Source organism: Burkholderia sp. APQ4-4ca (genome assembly GCF_057837105.1).
In genome coordinates this window covers 364,030-380,430 of the sequence record NZ_JBYQCG010000072.1, presented here as the reverse complement: position 1 = coordinate 380,430, position 16,401 = coordinate 364,030, and the positions used below count along the sequence as shown (strand labels likewise).

Annotated in this window: 15 protein-coding genes; 7 read left to right on the top strand and 8 right to left on the bottom strand. The window is 68.7% G+C overall.

From position 1 onward, the window contains the following. Positions 1 to 163 precede the first annotated feature (163 nt). The 4 genes from AC3IFE_RS07740 to AC3IFE_RS07725 form a co-directional block, all read right to left on the bottom strand. Positions 164 to 1,540 (bottom strand): DUF4915 domain-containing protein, encoded by a 1,377-nt coding sequence (locus AC3IFE_RS07740; RefSeq protein ID WP_489190110.1) that lies wholly within the window; start codon positions 1,538 to 1,540, stop codon positions 164 to 166. Positions 1,541 to 1,578: 38 nt separating this feature from the next. Beyond that, a complete protein-coding gene (cysC, locus tag AC3IFE_RS07735) occupies positions 1,579 to 2,184 on the bottom strand; it encodes an adenylyl-sulfate kinase (protein ID WP_489190109.1) in 606 nt (201 codons plus the stop codon). Then, a complete protein-coding gene (locus tag AC3IFE_RS07730) occupies positions 2,181 to 2,666 on the bottom strand; it encodes a lytic transglycosylase domain-containing protein (protein ID WP_089469848.1) in 486 nt (161 codons plus the stop codon). Before AC3IFE_RS07730 ends, cysC begins: the two co-directional genes overlap by 4 nt. A gap of 238 nt (positions 2,667 to 2,904) precedes the next feature. Next, positions 2,905 to 3,150, bottom strand: coding sequence for a hypothetical protein (locus tag AC3IFE_RS07725; RefSeq protein ID WP_489190108.1), 246 nt, complete (start codon positions 3,148 to 3,150; stop codon positions 2,905 to 2,907). A gap of 288 nt (positions 3,151 to 3,438) precedes the next feature. Here AC3IFE_RS07725 and AC3IFE_RS07720 point away from each other — a divergent pair, with 288 nt between their 5' ends. The 6 genes from AC3IFE_RS07720 to pal all read left to right on the top strand — a co-directional run bounded on the left by AC3IFE_RS07720 (position 3,439) and on the right by pal (position 9,597). Beyond that, entirely contained in the window at positions 3,439 to 3,915 is a 477-nt protein-coding gene (locus tag AC3IFE_RS07720; protein WP_489190107.1) for a hypothetical protein, read from the top strand. Between the two features lie 16 nt (positions 3,916 to 3,931). Then, entirely contained in the window at positions 3,932 to 5,116 is a 1,185-nt protein-coding gene (locus AC3IFE_RS07715) for a cytochrome P450 (protein WP_489190106.1), read from the top strand. A 120-nt stretch (positions 5,117 to 5,236) separates the two neighbouring features. Beyond that, positions 5,237 to 6,664, top strand: a complete 1,428-nt coding sequence (locus AC3IFE_RS07710; RefSeq protein ID WP_089469852.1) for a helix-turn-helix transcriptional regulator — start codon at positions 5,237 to 5,239, stop codon at positions 6,662 to 6,664. A gap of 26 nt (positions 6,665 to 6,690) precedes the next feature. Further along, positions 6,691 to 7,296 (top strand): GNAT family N-acetyltransferase, encoded by a 606-nt coding sequence (locus tag AC3IFE_RS07705; protein WP_179233513.1) that lies wholly within the window; start codon positions 6,691 to 6,693, stop codon positions 7,294 to 7,296. 178 nt (positions 7,297 to 7,474) lie between these two features. Continuing rightward, entirely contained in the window at positions 7,475 to 8,686 is a 1,212-nt protein-coding gene (locus tag AC3IFE_RS07700; protein ID WP_489190105.1) for a porin, read from the top strand. 419 nt (positions 8,687 to 9,105) lie between these two features. Further along, positions 9,106 to 9,597 carry a peptidoglycan-associated lipoprotein Pal gene (gene pal / locus AC3IFE_RS07695; protein ID WP_175977192.1) on the top strand — a complete coding sequence of 164 codons (492 nt, stop codon included), beginning with the start codon at positions 9,106 to 9,108 and terminating at the stop codon, positions 9,595 to 9,597. 169 nt (positions 9,598 to 9,766) lie between these two features. On the opposite strand, the gene AC3IFE_RS07690 is transcribed toward pal, so the two are convergent. Beyond that, a complete protein-coding gene (locus tag AC3IFE_RS07690) occupies positions 9,767 to 10,819 on the bottom strand; it encodes an RNA-guided endonuclease InsQ/TnpB family protein (protein WP_489190104.1) in 1,053 nt (350 codons plus the stop codon). Positions 10,820 to 10,912: 93 nt separating this feature from the next. Between AC3IFE_RS07690 and AC3IFE_RS07685 the strand changes: the two genes are divergently transcribed. Further along, complete coding sequence (locus tag AC3IFE_RS07685) at positions 10,913 to 11,071, top strand: hypothetical protein (RefSeq protein ID WP_489190103.1); 159 nt, start codon at positions 10,913 to 10,915, stop codon at positions 11,069 to 11,071. A gap of 91 nt (positions 11,072 to 11,162) precedes the next feature. On the opposite strand, the gene AC3IFE_RS07680 is transcribed toward AC3IFE_RS07685, so the two are convergent. The 3 genes from AC3IFE_RS07680 to AC3IFE_RS07670 are packed head-to-tail and all read right to left on the bottom strand — an operon-like array spanning position 11,163 to position 15,987. Next, the gene (locus AC3IFE_RS07680; protein ID WP_489190102.1) at positions 11,163 to 12,422 is read right to left on the bottom strand and encodes a c-type cytochrome; all 1,260 of its coding nucleotides are present in this window, start codon (positions 12,420 to 12,422) and stop codon (positions 11,163 to 11,165) included. Further along, the gene (locus tag AC3IFE_RS07675; protein ID WP_489190101.1) at positions 12,419 to 13,114 is read right to left on the bottom strand and encodes a (2Fe-2S)-binding protein; all 696 of its coding nucleotides are present in this window, start codon (positions 13,112 to 13,114) and stop codon (positions 12,419 to 12,421) included. Before AC3IFE_RS07675 ends, AC3IFE_RS07680 begins: the two co-directional genes overlap by 4 nt. Continuing rightward, positions 13,111 to 15,987: a xanthine dehydrogenase family protein molybdopterin-binding subunit gene (locus AC3IFE_RS07670; protein ID WP_489190100.1), complete on the bottom strand. Its 2,877-nt coding sequence runs from the start codon at positions 15,985 to 15,987 to the stop codon at positions 13,111 to 13,113. Before AC3IFE_RS07670 ends, AC3IFE_RS07675 begins: the two co-directional genes overlap by 4 nt. Positions 15,988 to 16,401: the final 414 nt, after the last annotated feature.

Here is a 16,401-nt window from a genome sequence, read left to right as displayed (position 1 = left end):
CGTGCGCGCCGCGGGGAGGCGCTCGCACGCCGGGCCCAGGCGGGCCGGCATGCGCGGCATGGGGTCGTTCCGGATACGAGAATAGGATTCGGCGCGGCCGGTCACCCCGCTTGCGCGAAGCCGTCGCGCGACGCGCGAAGCGCCGCCGCGCCGGCCCACGTGTTCAGCGCTCGGGCCGGCGCGCGATCGTACGCAACCCGTCGCGCAGCGGCGTATCGAGCGTGGCCGGCGCCGTCGCGAGGGCGCGCTGCGCATGCGCGGCGGCGTTGACGGCATCGCCGAGCGCGTCGTAAATCTCCGCCAGCCGGCTCAGCACGTCGAAGCTGTCGTAGCCGCCTTCGAGCGCGCTCATCAGGAACGGCAGCGCCGCGCGCCGGTTCGCGTCGCCGCCGCCCGCCAGCAGCAGCCGCGCATGCAGATAGCTCCATTCGGGCAGCGCGGGGACGTCGTTGGCGAGGGTCGACAGCGCGTCGCGCGCGAAGCCGGGGTCGACGCCCGCGTCGATCATCGAGCGCACCATGTCGCCCACGATGCCGTGGTGCCTGCGCGTGCGGTACAACTCGACGATCAGCTCGCCGAATTCCGCGTTGACCGCGCGCAGGCGGCTCGCCATCGCGTCGGCACGCGCGCCGCGCACGGGCTCGCCGTCCCACGCGACGATGTCGTACAGCTCGGCGCCGAACGGGCTCAGGTCGATCCAGCGCGGCGCTCGCCGCCCGCCTTCGATCACGTGCAACCCGCAGCCGGTGCCCGCTTCCCGCGGCGCCGGCGCGGCGGCGGACGGCCACGCCGCGCCCCGGCTCTTGCTGCGCGTGCGCGCCATGCTGGTGCCGACGAACAATCGCCCGGCATGCGCCAGCGCACCGCGCACATAACCGTCGAGCGGCCGGTCGGCGCCGCGCGGCGCGCCCGCGACATGCACGAGGCTGCCGTCGCGCGACGACACGCACAGCAAGGTCCCGCGATCGATGAACAGCGAGTGCGGATGGCGCAGCCCGCGCCTGACGACGCGGCCCGCATCGGTGAGATCGAGGATCTGCCCATCGCAGGCGTCGCGCCACGACGCGCCGGGCTTGCAGCCGAACATAGACAGATACACATGTCCGCCGAATGCCTGCAGCGAATTCATGTGCAGCGTATCCGCGCCGGGCTCGATTTCGAAGAACACGCGCAGATGCAGCGCACCGTCGCGCGGCCAGTCGATCGCGAACACCTGGTTGGTGCCGCTGCTCACGACGAGCAGCTCGCCATGCCACGCCAGCAGCGAGTGCGCATCCAGCACCGGCGCGAGGCGCGCCACGCGCCGGATGCGCGCGCACGCATCGATTTCGGCCAGCAGCGTGCCGACCGTGCCGGGCACGCGGATCTGCAGCGCCGCGTAGCAGCTCGCGTCGACGCGGCATAGCCCGGTCGCGCCGACGACCTGCGCGGCGACGTCGCCCAGATCGATCCATTCGAACGTGTCGGCATCGACGTCGAAGCGCGCGAGCACGTGCCCGGACGGCTTGGCGTAGCAGAAGCTCAATAGCAGTTGGGTCATGAAGGCATCGGGTCGTGGAGGAACAGACGGATGCGCCGCTACCGCGCGGGTCGCGGTGCACGGACGATCATCGGGGCCAGGCGGCGCAGCAGGTCGTCGGTGCACTGCGCCGGCGTGCGGCCGCCGGTGTCGACGACCATCGCCGGCGAAGTCGGGCGCTCGTACGGCGCACCGACGCCGGTCAGGCCGTCGAGCCCGCCTGCCCGCGCGAGCCGGTACAGCCCTTTCGGATCGCGGGCTTCGCAAATCGCGAGCGGCGTGCTGACGAACACCTCGACGAAACGCGATGCGCCGACGATGGCGCGAGCCAGCGCGCGTTCGCGTCGATACGGCGTGATGAGCGCCGCGATGACGACGAGCCCCTGATCGTTGAGCAGCCGCGCGAACTCGGCCGCGCGTCGCACGTTTTCCGTGCGATCCGACGGGGTGAAACCGAGATCGCGGCTCGCGCCGCCGCACAGCACGTCGCCGTCGAGCGTCGCGGCGACCACGCCACGCGCCGACAGCGCGGCGCGCAGGTGCATGGACAGCGTCGATTTGCCCGCGCCGCTCAGGCCGGTCAGCCATACGGTGACGGCGCGCTGGCCGGGCACGGCGGCGACGCCGTGCCGCGCGTCGAGCCTGCCGCTCGCGCGCGCGTTCATTGCGCGGCACCGTCGATCGTCATCGCCCCCCACTTCACGAGCGTCGCCTTCACGAGCCGTGCGTATTCGTCCCGCAGGCGCGGGCTGCGCGAATGATAGGCGCCGACCGCGTCCCAGGTATTGCCGTAGGCGGCAATCTGCTTGCGCAGGTGCCACGCGGCCACGTAGACGTTCACGCATTCGTCGAGCAGATCCTTGGCGCGAATCCCGAAGGCGGCCAGCTCGCGCAGGTGAATCGAATTGATCTGCAGCTCGCCGATGTCGGTCGTGCCGTTCTTGTTACGGTGGATGGCCTGCGGATTGCCGCGCGACTCGACGTTCGCGATGGCCCGCAGGATCATCGGGTTGACACCGTGATACTCGGCGGCCGATTCGAAACAATCGGCGTGCGCGGCCGTGCCGGCGCAGGCGAGCCACACGCACAGCGCGGCGCGCGGTACCCAGTGGCGCGGCCGTGGCGGCGCCGAATGACGTTGGTTCATGGTCGACCTCGAGACGATCGGGAATGGCGGTCAGCGACCGCGTCGAAGCGAAACTTAGCGACGTATCGCGGGGCACGTCGAGCGTCGAGCGGCGGCTGCGGGTGCCGCGCTTCGGATTGGCGCCGTTCGCTTCGGCACGCATCGGCGCGGGCGAACGCGGCCCATGCACCCGCTTCGCGCTCGCGCGTGGCGCTTCGCGCCCCACGCCGCGCGGCCGAGGCGGCCCGGTATAAAACCTTCATCCCCGCGCCGACGCCGTTCGGCCGGCGACCTGGACCGTCTGGAGAACGCCATGCCGAGAACCGAGGAACGCGACCCGAGCCTTCATCCCGCCGAGTTCGGCCACGATGCGCTCGCGCATGACACCGAAAGCGCCGACGGGCACATCACGTCGTCGCGGCTGGACCGCGCGCGATTCCAGGCGCTGGAGCCCCAGCCGCCCCTTCGGTCGCGAATTGCGCAATGGAACGACGAGGTCCGCCAAGCGACGCGCGAGGACCGCTCGCCTTCGACGTGGGTATCGCGTCCCGAACCGTCCCGATCGGCGGACATGACGCCGCCGCTGCCCGGTTCGCCTGCTCCGCTGGCATCGGCACCGCCGGGACGCCGGCCGATCGGTGCGACGTCGTCGCATCCCCGGCCGGCGCCGTTCGATCATCATCGGCCGACGGCAAACGACGACGACGCGCACGATGCGCGGTGGCGGCCCGACGATGGCGATTTCCGCGTGGGCGAATCATGGATGCCCACGCCGTCGCGTTCTGTGAGCCCGATGTCGTCCCGGCACGAGCACGCGGTGCCGCCCGAGCGCCGCGCCTCGGCATCCGATGACGGCCGCGTCCCGCTGCTGTCGGACGACGACGGTTTCCGTACGGAACCGCGGCATACACCATTCCCGTCGCGGCCGGTCACCCCGTCGACGACGTTCGACGCGAGCGATCGCGATAGCCGTGCCGGTACGTTCGCGTTCACCGATCGCGCCACGTACGATGCGTCGAACAACTGGCAGGATCCGTCGTTTCAGAACGATTTCACGCCGGGCATGCAGCGCCCCGGGCAGCCGCGCCGCCCCGGCATGAACGGGCCCGACGACCGCTGGACCTCGCGGCTGCGGCCGTGGGAAAACGTGATCGAAGGCGGAGCCAGCGTGATGGCGATGATGGCGCGGACCATCATCAACGTCGTGCAGTCGATCGCGCAGATCTTCGAGAAATGGGGCGACGCGCTCGTTTCGCTGACGCGCCGTTGACCGAATCGACCTCATCATGACGCCCATCTTCGACGAAACGCTCGCGCACAAGACGCTCTTCGAGCTGCTGACGGACGCCGCCGACGATCGCGACGCGTTCTACGACGCGATGCCGGCGCTGCCCACCGCCTATCGCGACGTCAGCGGCACCTGGATGGTCGGCCGTTACCGGCTCGCGTGCGCCGTGCTCGACCACCCGGCGCTGACGACCCGTTCGCCGCTGGTCGAATGCGACGTCGTGCGCGACGAGGCCGGCCTTCTCGACACGATGCTGTTTGCCGACGATTCGATGCACGAACGCATGCGCAAGACGTTCGCACCGCTGTTCGCGAAGCCGCGCCTGGCGGCGTTGCGCACGCACCTCGCCAGCGACCTCGACGCACTGCTCGAGCAGGTTCCCGATCCGCGGCGCTTCGACCTCGTCGAGCACCTCGCGCAGCGCCTGCCGGCGCTCGCGGCGTGCCGGCTACTGGGCATCGACCCCGTGCACGCGCCACGCCTGCAGGCCCAGTCCATGGGGCCGATCCGGCTGATCAGCGCGATGCCGATCGGGCCGGCGGACCACGCGCTGGCCGTCGCCCAGACACGGCGTTTCGTCGACGAGCTGGACGTGCATCTCGATACCGTGTGCGCCGTGCTGCAGGCCGGCGGCACGCGCCCGGCGCTCGCGCGCCGTCAGTTGCTCGCCAACGTGCTGCTGACGTTCATCGCGGGCTACGGCACGACCATGCTGTCGCTGGGCAATACGTTCGCGCAGGCGCTAACACGCCGCGATCTGTGGCAAGCGCTCGTGCAGGCGCCGCGGCACGTGCCGCTCGCGCTGCGCGAACTGATGCGGATCGAACCGGCCGTGCACGTGATGATTCGCTTCGCGCGCGCCGACGTCGAGCTCGACGGGCTCCGGATGGCGAAAGGCGATGTCGTCGCCGTGGTCGCCGCCGCCGCGAACCGCGATCCCGACGCGTTCGCCGCGCCGGGCGACATCCGTCTCGATCGTGCGCACGGCGGCCTCGTATTCGGCGCCGGTTCGCACGGCTGCCTGGGCGCCGCGCTCGCGCGCATGCAACTGGCCGTCGTATTCGAAACGCTGCTCGCCCGCATGCCCGGCCTCATGCTCGAACCCGGCGCGCATCCGCGCCTGCAGGAAGGGGCGTTCCGCGGCTACCGCTCGCTGCGGGTGTACGACGCGGCCCGCGCCTGAGTGGCGCGGACGCACGGGCCGCCGAAAGTAACAGAACGTCACAAATGCCGACCGCGGCGAAGCGACGGTGCCACGATGCGCTCACCGACACGTTCGTGTCATCCATCACGGGAGCGCCTCATGTCCTCATCGATCTACTTCGCCGTGGCTTCGACCCTCGCGTCGGTCGACGCCGAATCGCCGCTGTTCGCCATGATGCTGAACGGCCAGTTCCGCGACGCGTCGGTGGCCGCGGCGGCGCGCGCCGAGCCGGCCGTGCCGGGCGCGCCGGCCGACTACGCGAGCCTGCAGACGTACGCCGACGTGCTGCTGGTGCTCGGGCAGTACGAAGAAGCCGAAGACGCATACCGGCATGCGCAGAAGGCCGTGCGCGGCGAGCACCGCACGGCCCGCGCCGCGCTGTCGCGCAACGCCGGCTGGCAGGCCCTGTTCCAGAATCATCTCGGGACGGCGCTCAAATGCTTCCAGCGCGTGAGCGACGACGAAGACGCCAGCGCCGGCCAGCGGCTCGAAAGCCTCGTCGGCTCGGTGCTGGTGCTGTTCCGGCTCGGCCGCCTGGACGGCGTGCATGCGCTGCTGACCGCGTTGCACGGACAGGCGGGCCGCGCGCAGGATGCGCGCTGGACGCGCGTCGCCTACATGCTGAACCGCGACATCGTCGATCAGTACAAGCTGCGTTCGAGTGCGCAGTTGGCCGATCACATCTACTGGCATTCGGCGGCGCTCGAAACGCGCTCGAAGGCCTTCGACGAGACGTTGCCCGCGCAACCGGACGACACGCCGCCGATCGGCGTCCTGTCGCGCCACGCGGATTATCTGAATCATCTGCGCTCGCTCGCGGGCGGCGCCGAATCGGCACTCGCCCGCATCGAAACGCACTTGCGCTGGAGCCAGGGCGCGGGACTCGCGGAATACCACCGCGAATTGCGGCTCGAAGTCACGCTGGCCGCGCTCGCGGGGCGCCTCACGCACGTTGCCGAAACCACGCTCCACGTGTTCGGCGAACGCGCGTTCCAGGGCAACCAGCACGCGCACTGGTACAACGAGCTGCTCTATTGCCAGTCGAAACTCCGTCAGCAACAGGGCCGCCTGCAGGACTACGCGCAGATGTATGCGCGCTATGCGCTGCAGTCGCTGCGCCACGTGCGCGCCGACAGCGCCGCCGTGCCGGCGGTGGCCGCCGAACGCGCGCAGCCCGCCGCCGACGACATCGCCGCGCGGCTGCCCGGCAAATACCGGCGCGCCTATCGTTACCTCGTCGAGCATCTCGAGCGGCCGGATCTGTCGGTGCGCGAAGTGGCCAGCCATATCGGCGTCACGGAACGTGCGTTGCAGGCCGCATTCAAGGCCAATCTCGGCTACACGCCGAGCCAGTTGATCCGCACGCGGCGCATGGAACATATCCGCCACGACCTGCTGGAGGACGACGCGCACACGTCGAGCGTGCTGCGCATCGCGAACCGCTGGGGCGTCCAGCATCGCTCGACGCTGCTGAACGGCTATCGCCAGCTGTTCAACGAAGCGCCGTCGGAAACGCTCGCGCGCTGACGCCCATGTGCGCGCCCTGCTCGCCCATGCCGGAACCCGCCACGTCCGGCTTCACGGTTCCGCGCGTCATCGAGGCCGGCACCGTGCGGCTGCGCCCGTTTCGCGCGGACGATGCGCCGGCCTTGTTCGCGGTCCTGCTCGGCGATCCCGGCGTGACGGCGTGGCTGCCGATGCGCACCCATGCGAACGTCGCCGAAACGCAGGCGTTCATCGCCGGCTGCGATGCGGCATGGCGCGCCGGATGCCGCTACACGTGGGCGCTCGAGGACGCCGCCAGCGGCACGCTGCTCGCCGCGATCGAATTGCGGCCCGAGCCGCCGCGCGCGGAGATCGGTGTCGTGATCAGCCGGCTCGACGGTCACCGGCGTCGGCGGGCGTGTCTCGCCGCGCTGCTCAAGCTCCTGCGCTGGCTGCTGACGCGGCCTGCCCTGTGCCGCATTCACGCGTATTGCGCGCCGGAGGGCGCGGCGGCCGGCACGCTCACGCGGCTCGGCTTCCGGTTCGAAGGCCGGCTCACGAACTGGGAGCCGCGCCCCAATCAGGGGCTGGCCGCCGCCGATGCGCTGCTTTTCGCGATCACGCGCGAGCCGGGCGCGGCCGCGCCGTCGATGCACCGGCTGGTCGACGCCTGAGCGCGGCGCGGCAATCGCGCCGCTGCCCGGCCGCCTCCCCGCCAGTCGACCCACCGAGATTCCGAGCGATTCCGCAGAGGACCTTTCCTGTGCGGCGCCTTAATCGACCACCGCACGATCTCCAATAATGGCCGCTCGATCCACCGAGCCGCCAGGCCGGTCCAACAACAAAACGCCTATGCATTCCTGCCAAACGAACCAGCATGCCGGCGCACGCGTCGCGGGGACCCTCATTGCCGCCTGCCTGAGCGGCTTCGTGCCGGATGTCGCGCTTGCCCAGAGCAGCGTGACGCTGTACGGCCTGATCGACACGTCGATCACCTATTCCACCCACCAGCGCACGCGCGGCGCCGGCTCGCCCGGCAGCGGCGGCATCGCGATGACGAGCGGCGCATTGAATGCGTCGCGCTGGGGGCTGAGCGGCCGCGAGGATCTCGGCGGCGGCATGGCCGCGGTCTTCGCGCTCGAAAACGGCTTCTCGGGCACCACCGGCAAGCTGTCTCAGAAAGGCGTCGATCTGTTCGGCCGCCAGGCATGGCTAGGCGTGAGCTCGCGGACGGCGGGCGCGCTGACCTTCGGCCGCCAGTACGACCTGATCCTCGATTTCGTGACGCCGCTCGGCGCGTCCGGCCCCGGCTGGGGCGGCAACCTCGCGGTTCACCCGTACGACAACGACGATTCGAACCGCAACCTGCGCATCAACAATGCGGTGAAATACACGAGCCCGACGGTTCGCGGGCTCAGGTTCGGCGCGATGGTCGGTTTCTCGAACGCGGCGGGCCAGTTCTCCAACAACGCGGTGTGGAGCACGGGCGTGTCGTATGCGAACGGGCCGCTGAAGCTCGGCGCCGGCTACCTGAAGATCAGCCGCGACCGCAACGCGCCGAACCCGGACGGCGCGCTGAGCACGGTCGACGGCTCGGCGACGATCACGGGCGGCAACCAGCAGATCTGGGCGGTGGCCGGCCGTTATGCGTTCGGGCCGCATTCGGTCGGCGCCGCGTGGTCGCATTCGACCACCGACGGCGTGACGGGCGTGCTCCAGGGCGGCAACATCGCGCCGCTGAAGGGCGAATCGCTGGTGTTCGACAACTTCTCGATCGACGGACGCTACCTCGTCACGCGCGCGCTGAGCGTCGCCGCCGCATACACGTACACCATGGGCCGCTTCGACACCCGCACGGGCCACGCGCGCCCGAAATGGAACCAGGTCGTCGCGCAGGCCGACTATGCGCTGTCGAAGCGCACGGATGCGTATCTCGAAGGCACGTACCAGCGCGTGAGCGGCGGCAACGGCAATCCGGCATTCAACGCGACGGTCTGGACCATGACGCCTTCCGCGAACAGCAACCAGGCCGTCGTCGCGCTGGGGCTGCGGCACAAGTTCTGACGATGCGGCGTGTGGGCGGCCCCGTCACGCGGCTGACCGACTGCATTCGGCGAATGCTGCCCGCATCACCCGATCGCCGTGACCAGCACCGGCGAGGCCGAGCCCTCTGCACGTCCTTTTTCGCCGTGGCGGGCGTCGCATACCGCACCCCAGGCACGGAAGCAAGAATGCCTCCCGGCTGTCGCGTTTGCGCAAAAAATGCGGAGAAACTGGGCACGTTGTGACATTTTTCCTAATCTGTTTGCAGCGACGCCGCGATCCGGCGTTCCGGCCGCAACATTCTTTCATCTGGCGCACCACCGGCTTACGAACCTGCATCACGGCAACGGAGCCTGATCTTTCGCGCCATGGCGGCCGGACGGCTGCGTGCGAATGGCGCGCGCCCCGCTTTCAACGCAGTCAACCGCTGGAGAAGAACGATGAGCAAAATGAAGCGAATTGCGGTCCTGGCAACTTTCGTCCTGCTGGCCGGTTGCCACCACGCGGCGAAGACGCCCGAGAATGCTGGCGCGGCGCCGACGCCGTCGAGTGAAGCCGTCGCGACGGTGACGGCCGACGATCTGAACAATCCGAACAGCCCGCTCGCGAAGCGCAGCATCTACTTCGATTTCGACCAGTACTCGGTGAAGCCCGAATTCCAGTCGCTGCTGCAGGCGCACGCCGACTACCTGCGCAGCCATCCCGCGCGGCGCGTGCTGATCCAGGGCAACACCGACGAGCGCGGCACGTCCGAATACAACCTCGCGCTCGGCCAGCGCCGCTCGCAGGCCGTGGCGAGCGCGCTTGAAACGCTCGGCGTGCCGGCGACGCAACTCGAGGCCGTCAGCCTCGGCAAGGAAAAGCCGGTCGCGCTCGGCCACGACGAGGAAGCGTGGGCGCAGAACCGCCGCGCCGATCTCGTCTATCGTTGATCCGACGCCGACGCCGACGCCGACGCCAACGCCGCCGCGATACGCAAAAAGCATGGAATAAACGCCCCGCCGAAACGTCTTGTCATCGCGCAGACGCGCGGTTCACGCGAACCGCCTTTCCTGTTGCCTGCGCGCAGCAAGGAGATCGCATTGACGTCCTCCTCCGCGCCTAAAGGCGGAGGATTCCCACACCTGGCGATGCACGTCCGCATCGGAGAATGTTCAGCGCAGCGTTGATATCACGATCATGCTCGACACCACAGTCACTGCAGGCCCACTCTCTTATTCGCAGTCCCGCGATACCTTTCGGCCGCGTCGTGCTGTCTTTCGACCCGCACGACGAACAGGACTGGGTAGAACCGCTTTCGTCGACTTCCTCGAACGTGGCCCCGTGCGCGATCGCTTTGTAGCGGAGCTTGTTTCGGAAGGACGACCAGGATGCGTCGTAGACGCTTTTCGCCATCCTGGTTCTGGCGAGCTTCACGGCCGACACGTTGCCGACCGCGATGTAATCAAAACGCCGCACCAGATCGAGCGAGAGCTTATGCTGGAAATCCGCCCGGGCATTCGCGACCTTGGCGTGCAGCTTCGCGATATGCCGCTTGTGCTTTCGTGCCCGTTGCGCTTTCGCCAGCTTTTCCGCCGCGCGTCGACCGAACTGGTCATTGGGCAGTTTCTCGCCGGTCGAAAGTGTGGCGAAGTCTTTCAGGCCGAGATCGATGCCGACACCGGAACGGATCGGGCGAGCCTGCACATCGGGCATCTCGATCACGATGTTGAGAAACCAGTTGCCGCGTGCATCCTGCGCAAAGTTGCTCCCGTCCTTGATCTTGCCTTCGGGAAGCGGTCGACTGTTGAACACGCGGAAGGTGTTGCCGGCAAAGCGAAACGCGTCGCCTTCGCGCTTCAGGTCACGGCCCTTCAGCGGCACCCAGCCCAGCGATTTCCTGCCGCGATAGCGCAGGTAGGGCCGATGGTGCTGGCTGCGCGACTTCGCGTATTGCTCGCACGTCGCGTTGACCGTGCCGGAATGGATCCCGAGTTCCTTGCTGCTGCCGGTCGTCAGCACGTTCAGGTCGAATCCTGTAGGCCACTTCTTGCCCCACTTGAGCGCGTGCTTCTGCGTGTCGTTGCAGAAGTTCCAGACGTAGTTCACCACACGGCTCTGCTTGTTGAGCAGTCCGTTGAGCGACTTCACGCGGTAGCGATAGACAAGGATCATGCAGGTGATCCTAACCCGTGGAAGAAGCTGCCTGTCAACGGCATTCCTTTCATTCCCGCCATCAATGGCGGGGGTTTCTCGGAGCAAATTCTGATGAAATCGGCAACGTTGGCCGCTGCGCTGGTCGCGGCGCTGGTGCTGTCGGCGGGCTGTACGTCGTCGGGCAGCGGTACGTCGCAAGGGCCGGGCACGAGCCGGTACGGCGGCTCCGGAGGCAGCGGAGGCGGTGGGGGTGGAGGCGGCGGCTACTGACGCGCCGCCGTGAGGAACATGAGGCGACGAAGTCGCGCGCGAGCACCGGAAACCGGCGCCCCCCCCGCGACGCGCTACCCCACGGCACGGCTCAACGCATCGCCTTCACGTCGGCCGGCGTGACGCTCGCGGGCTGGCCGCCCCACGTCGCGCGCAGGTAGTTCGCGAGCTGCGCGAGTTCATCGTCGCTCAGCGTTTTCGCGAAACCCGGCATCGGCTGCAGGTTTTCGAAGCCCGCGAATTTCTGCTCGTCGATGCCGTCGAGCATCGCGACCAGCAGGTTGCGCGAGTCGGCCTGGCGCAGCGTCGAATTGCCGTTCATCGGCACCGCCACGTGCGGCTTGCCTTCGCCGTTGAAGCCGTGACAGCCCGCGCACACCGCGAGATACACCGAGCGGCCGGCCGCCAGTTGCGCCGCATCGGCCGACACCGGCTTCACCGGTTGCGGCGCGGGCGGCGTATCGCCGAGCAGGTACGTCGACAGGCCGCGCAGGTCGTCCTTCGTCAGGTACTGCGTGCTCAGGTGCACGACCGGATACATCTCGCCGAACGCCGAGCCTTGCGGCGCGATGCCGACGCCGAAGAACGTCTGCAGGTCGCTCCCCGTCCAGCCGCGCGCGGCGAGGCCGGCCGGCGTGATGTCGGGCGCAGCCACGCGGCCGAGCGCGGCGCCCGCGAACGGCTTCGCGCCGTCGAGCTGGCCCGTGAACGCGCGCGGCGTGTGGCATTCCGCGCAGTGGCCGAGCGCGCCCGCGAGATAGCGGCCGCGCTGCCAGTCGGCGGATTGTCCGGCCGACGCGTCCGGCAGGCTGTCCTTCAGGAACAGCATGTCCCAGAAGACCATGCCGAAGCGCAGGTTGTACGGAAACTTCAGATCGTGCGCGCGGTTTTCCTGCGCGACGGGCTTGACCGTCATCAGGTACGCGTACATCGCATCGGCGTCGGCGCGCGTGAGCTGCCGGTACGAGGTGTACGGCATCGACGGATACAGGCGCTTGCCCGGCGCCTTGCCGTCGTGCAGCGCGGCGTAGAAATCGTCCGCGCTCCAGTTGCCGATCCCGTGATCCTTGTCGGGCGTGATGTTCGAGCCGTAGAACGTGCCGAACGGCGATTCGAGCGCCGCGCCGCCGGCGAACGGCGCGCCGTCCTTCGCGGTGTGGCACGCCGCGCAGTCGGCGGCCTTGACGAGATAGCGGCCGTGTGCGATCTGGTCGGCGCCGGGCGCGCCGGACGCCGCGCTCGACGCCGGCGCGTCGTGGCCGCCGCAGGCGGCGAGCAGCAGCGCGCAGGCCGCCGCGAGCGCGGGCAGGCCCGCCGCCCGCGCGGCACGATGAGCGAGTGTGCGTGTCATGGGGCTTCCTTCACGAGTCCCGGCGTCGTCAGCACCACGTCCTTCACGGCTTCGTAGTAGCGGACATAGCCCGTGCAGCGACAGAGGTGGGCGTCGAGCGCGTCGGTGATCGTGCGTTCCACGTCGGCCTTCGCGATCGGCTCGCGCTTCAGGCGTTCGATCAGCACGGTCGCCGCGTTGACGAAACCCGGCGTGCAGTAGCCGCACTGGAAGCTGAAGTGCTCGAGGAATTTCTGCTGGATCGGCGACAGCTCGACCACTTCGCCGGCTTCGTTGCGCTTCGCGTGCCCTTCGATCGTGCGGATCGAACGGCCGTGGAAGAAGTGCGCGCCGGTGATGCAGGTGCGCATTTCCTCGCTCGTGCCGTCCGGCTTGTCGACGATCACGACGCACGCGTGGCAGATGCCCTGCCCGCAGCCGAGCCGCGAACCGGTGAGGCCCAGGTACTCGTGCAGGAACTCGATCATCATCAGCCCTTCCGGCACCTGCATCGGGCCGACCGACTTGCCGTTGATGTCGACCGACAGCGGCTTCTGCTGGAACCGGACGAGCGGACGCTCGACGGCGGCCGAAGCCGCAGCGGGTGCAGCGGGTACGGATGCCGGAGCGGCCGAAGCCGCATTCGGCACGGAAGCACCGGTCGCGGCCGCGCCGGCGCTCGCGGCCGAAGCCGCGGTTTGGGCGGTCGTCATGCGAGCACCTCCTGAATCTTTTGCGGGGTCACCGGCAGGTCGGTGAAACGATGGCCAATCGCGTGCGCGATGCCGTTCACGATCGCGCCGACGACGGGAATCATCACCACTTCGGCGACGCCCTTCGGCGGATCGGTCTCGGACAGCGGCGGCAGCACGTCGCCCGTTTGCGTCCAGACGGCGACGTCGGACGCGCGCGGCAGCTGGTAACGGTTGAAGTTCCACGTGCCGTTGCCGGGGCCGTCCTCGTAGAGCGGCAGGTATTCGTGCAGCGCATGGCCGATGCCCATCGCGAGACCGCCCTGCAACTGGCCCGACACGAGCTGCGGCGAAATCTGGTTGCCGCACTCCATGATCGAGTGATGCGTGAGCAGTTCGACCTTGCCGGTCGCTTCGTGCACGGCCAGCTCGACGAGCGTGCCCACCGCCGTGTAGTAGGTGACGGCCGCGTTGTTGCGGCTCGTCGGCGGGATGAACACCCGCTTGCGATCGAGCACGCGATAGCCGTTCGCGGTCGGCGGCAGCGTGCCGCGCAGCGCGGTCGCGCCGGCCGGTGCGGCGGTGCCCGGCACCGGGCCGTCGTCGCCGGTCTTCGGCACGCCGACGCGCAGCGACAGCCCGTCGATCGGCAGACGCTCCACCGCACCGCCCACTTCGAATTCGGCGTCGGTCCACTGCCAGCGGTTGAACACGTGCACGACGGCGCCGGTCGGCAGGCCGAGCGCATGCGCCTGCTTCGCGAGCTGCTCGAACGTCAGCGGCTCGAGGCCGTCGGCGGTCAGCTTGCCGTCGACCCAGCGCGCATCCTCGATGCGGATCGCATACGGCGCGGCCTGGCCGCCGCCCAGGCCGCGCGTCCAGATCGACATCGCGGCCGGCCACAGCCCGTAGCGGAACACCGCACGTGCGGCTTCGCGCGTGCTGTGCGTGAAGTAGTACGCGGAGTTCGTCGCGCTCGACGGCGAGGCATAGCCGGGCGACCAGCGCGGGTTCGCGCTCAGGCGGTCCTGATCGTCCTGCGACATCAGGTACGGGTCGCCGCTCGTCTCGACCGGCAGGTCCGGCCATTCGGTGACGGCCACGCGCACGTCGGTCGCCGGACGGCCGAGCCATTTCGCGACCGCGACGGCCTGCGACGTCGACATCCCGGTGCCGATCTCGGCCGCCGTATGCTGCAGCGACACCTTGCCGTGCGCGTCGAATTCGACCTTCGCGAACGACGCTTCCGCACCCGTGCCGAAGTCCTTCTGCACGCACGCGAAGCCGACGCCGTAGCGCTTGCCCGGATGCGCGGCCTCGAATTCGGCCTTGCGCGCGGCACGACGCGTCCACAGCGGATGCTGCTTCGCGCGCTCGAGCACTTCGTCGACACGCAGCGCGCCGGCGGGAATCGCGCCCTGCGTGTTCTTCATCCCCGAACGCAGCGCGTTGCGCAGCCGGAAGTCGATCGGATCGAGGTTCAGTTGCGCGGCGATCTCGTCGACCGCCATCTCGGTTGCGGCCATGCTCTGCAGCGTGCCGTAGCCGCGCGCGGAACCGGCGTCGATCGCGCGCGACGCGATCGCGACGGCCGCGAGGTCGCTCTTCGGGAAGTAGTAGATCGATTGCGCGGCGGTTGCGCCGACCATCGCCACCGACGGCGAGAAGTTCGAGCGACCGCCGCCGTTCGCCTCGAAGTCGCCCTTGAACGACTGCAGCAGGCCCGTGTTGCGGTCGACCGCGATCCGGTAATGCATCTTGAACGCGTGACGCTTCAGCGACGTCTGGAACTGCTCGTAGCGGTCGTTCGCGAACCGTACCGGGCGGCCGTCCGCGTACAGCGCGCAGACAAGGCCGTAGAACGGCACGTTGAAGTGATCCTTCGAGCCGTAGCCGACCGTGTAGCACGGATGCACGAACAGCTTCTTCACCGGAAAGCGGCATTTCGCGACCATCGCGGCCGCGTTCTCCGACACTTCGAGCGGCGACTGGGTCGGCACGACGAGATGCAGCGATTGCGTCGCGGCGTCGTACCAGCAGTTCGCGTTGTCGGGCTCGAGCGCGGCCGTATCGACCGACTGCGTGTTGTATTCGCGGTCGAACACGAGCCAGTCGGCCGACGGATGATCGAGTTCGGCGGCGATCTGCCCGGCGAGGAACATGCCCTGCTCATCGAGCTTGCCGTGCTCCTTGTCGTCCGGCCAGACCGGCAGGTGCTTGCGCATCATGCTCGGGAAGATCGGCGCGTCCTTCAGGCTCGAATAGACGTCGTCGTCGTAGGCGGTCTTGCCGCCCACGCGCACGTAGCGGAAGGTGCCCCACGGATCGCGCTCGAGCGGGCCCGTGACCGCGCCGTAGCGGATCACGTCGTCGCGGAACTTCAGCGCGTTCTTCGCGAAGCGGAAGCGCGCGAAGTCGTGATAGATCAGGATCGCGACCGCATGGCCGAGATACGCGGGCGTCTTGCCGGCCGGCAACAGCATGTCGTCGCCGTAGAACGCCGGGAACGCGACGCCGTCACGCGCGAGATCGTCGGCCGTGACCACGCGGTCCGGCTTCAGCTCGTCGCCGAGCAGCGACAGGTCGAAGCCTTCGTACGTCCGGTCGGCCTGCGTGACGCGCAGGATCAGCGCGTGCGATTGCTGCTGCGGCCAGTGCGGCATGTCGGCCGCGCGCACGTCGCGGGCGAACACTTTCGAGCCCGTGACCTTCGCGATGCCGTCGATGCGGAATTGGGGGATGCCGGTGACGCTATCCCATTTGACGGGTGTGAGGAGTTTTTCTTCGAAGAGCGCCGCGAACGCGCGGCTGCCGATGGGCGCGACATACACCGCGACACCCGCCAGCACGCTGGCTTTCAGAAAACCCCGCCGTGACAGGCCGTGGTTTTTCATTGGGGGAACCTCCTGAGGCGGCTCGGACGGCGATCGGGTGTCGCGGCGTTCGGAGCGGCGCGCATTCTGGCATTGTTTTAGATATATCGCCTATAGTATTTCCCGCATGAAATACTTATTGGAATTCTTATAACGGGGTTCAGCCGGGCTGCGGCGGGTGGTCGCAGGGCGATTCGCTGGCGGTTTGCATGCGGCCGGATGCCGTCGTACATCGTTCCGTTCGCAACGACCCGGCCTTTGCGCCGCCGAATCCGCAAGCCGCTCGCAGCCGGGACTGACGACCGCGCACGACGCAATGCGCGGTGCCGCCGGGCGGCCCGCGCCGCCGCCGTTTTTTCATCAGTTGCTCCAAGAAACGCCGTCCTTCAGAACGGGGAGGAAAGGAATGCCGCTGTTTGACAGCGGCATTCCACC

Bases quoted from the DNA above. Each gene is read 5' to 3' on its own strand.
- AC3IFE_RS07690 (WP_489190104.1), bottom strand. From the start codon at position 10,819: ATGATCCTTGTCTATCGCTACCGCGTGAAGTCGCTCAACGGACTGCTC.
- AC3IFE_RS07715 (WP_489190106.1), top strand. From the start codon at position 3,932: ATGACGCCCATCTTCGACGAAACGCTCGCGCACAAGACGCTCTTCGAG.
- AC3IFE_RS07700 (WP_489190105.1), top strand. From the start codon at position 7,475: ATGCATTCCTGCCAAACGAACCAGCATGCCGGCGCACGCGTCGCGGGG.
- cysC (WP_489190109.1), bottom strand. From the start codon at position 2,184: ATGAACGCGCGCGCGAGCGGCAGGCTCGACGCGCGGCACGGCGTCGCC.
- AC3IFE_RS07680 (WP_489190102.1), bottom strand. From the start codon at position 12,422: ATGACACGCACACTCGCTCATCGTGCCGCGCGGGCGGCGGGCCTGCCC.
- pal (WP_175977192.1), top strand. From the start codon at position 9,106: ATGAGCAAAATGAAGCGAATTGCGGTCCTGGCAACTTTCGTCCTGCTG.
- AC3IFE_RS07705 (WP_179233513.1), top strand. From the start codon at position 6,691: ATGCCGGAACCCGCCACGTCCGGCTTCACGGTTCCGCGCGTCATCGAG.
- AC3IFE_RS07675 (WP_489190101.1), bottom strand. From the start codon at position 13,114: ATGACGACCGCCCAAACCGCGGCTTCGGCCGCGAGCGCCGGCGCGGCC.
- AC3IFE_RS07685 (WP_489190103.1), top strand. From the start codon at position 10,913: ATGAAATCGGCAACGTTGGCCGCTGCGCTGGTCGCGGCGCTGGTGCTG.
- AC3IFE_RS07740 (WP_489190110.1), bottom strand. From the start codon at position 1,540: ATGACCCAACTGCTATTGAGCTTCTGCTACGCCAAGCCGTCCGGGCAC.
- AC3IFE_RS07710 (WP_089469852.1), top strand. From the start codon at position 5,237: ATGTCCTCATCGATCTACTTCGCCGTGGCTTCGACCCTCGCGTCGGTC.
- AC3IFE_RS07730 (WP_089469848.1), bottom strand. From the start codon at position 2,666: ATGAACCAACGTCATTCGGCGCCGCCACGGCCGCGCCACTGGGTACCG.
- AC3IFE_RS07670 (WP_489190100.1), bottom strand. From the start codon at position 15,987: ATGAAAAACCACGGCCTGTCACGGCGGGGTTTTCTGAAAGCCAGCGTG.
- AC3IFE_RS07720 (WP_489190107.1), top strand. From the start codon at position 3,439: ATGTCGTCCCGGCACGAGCACGCGGTGCCGCCCGAGCGCCGCGCCTCG.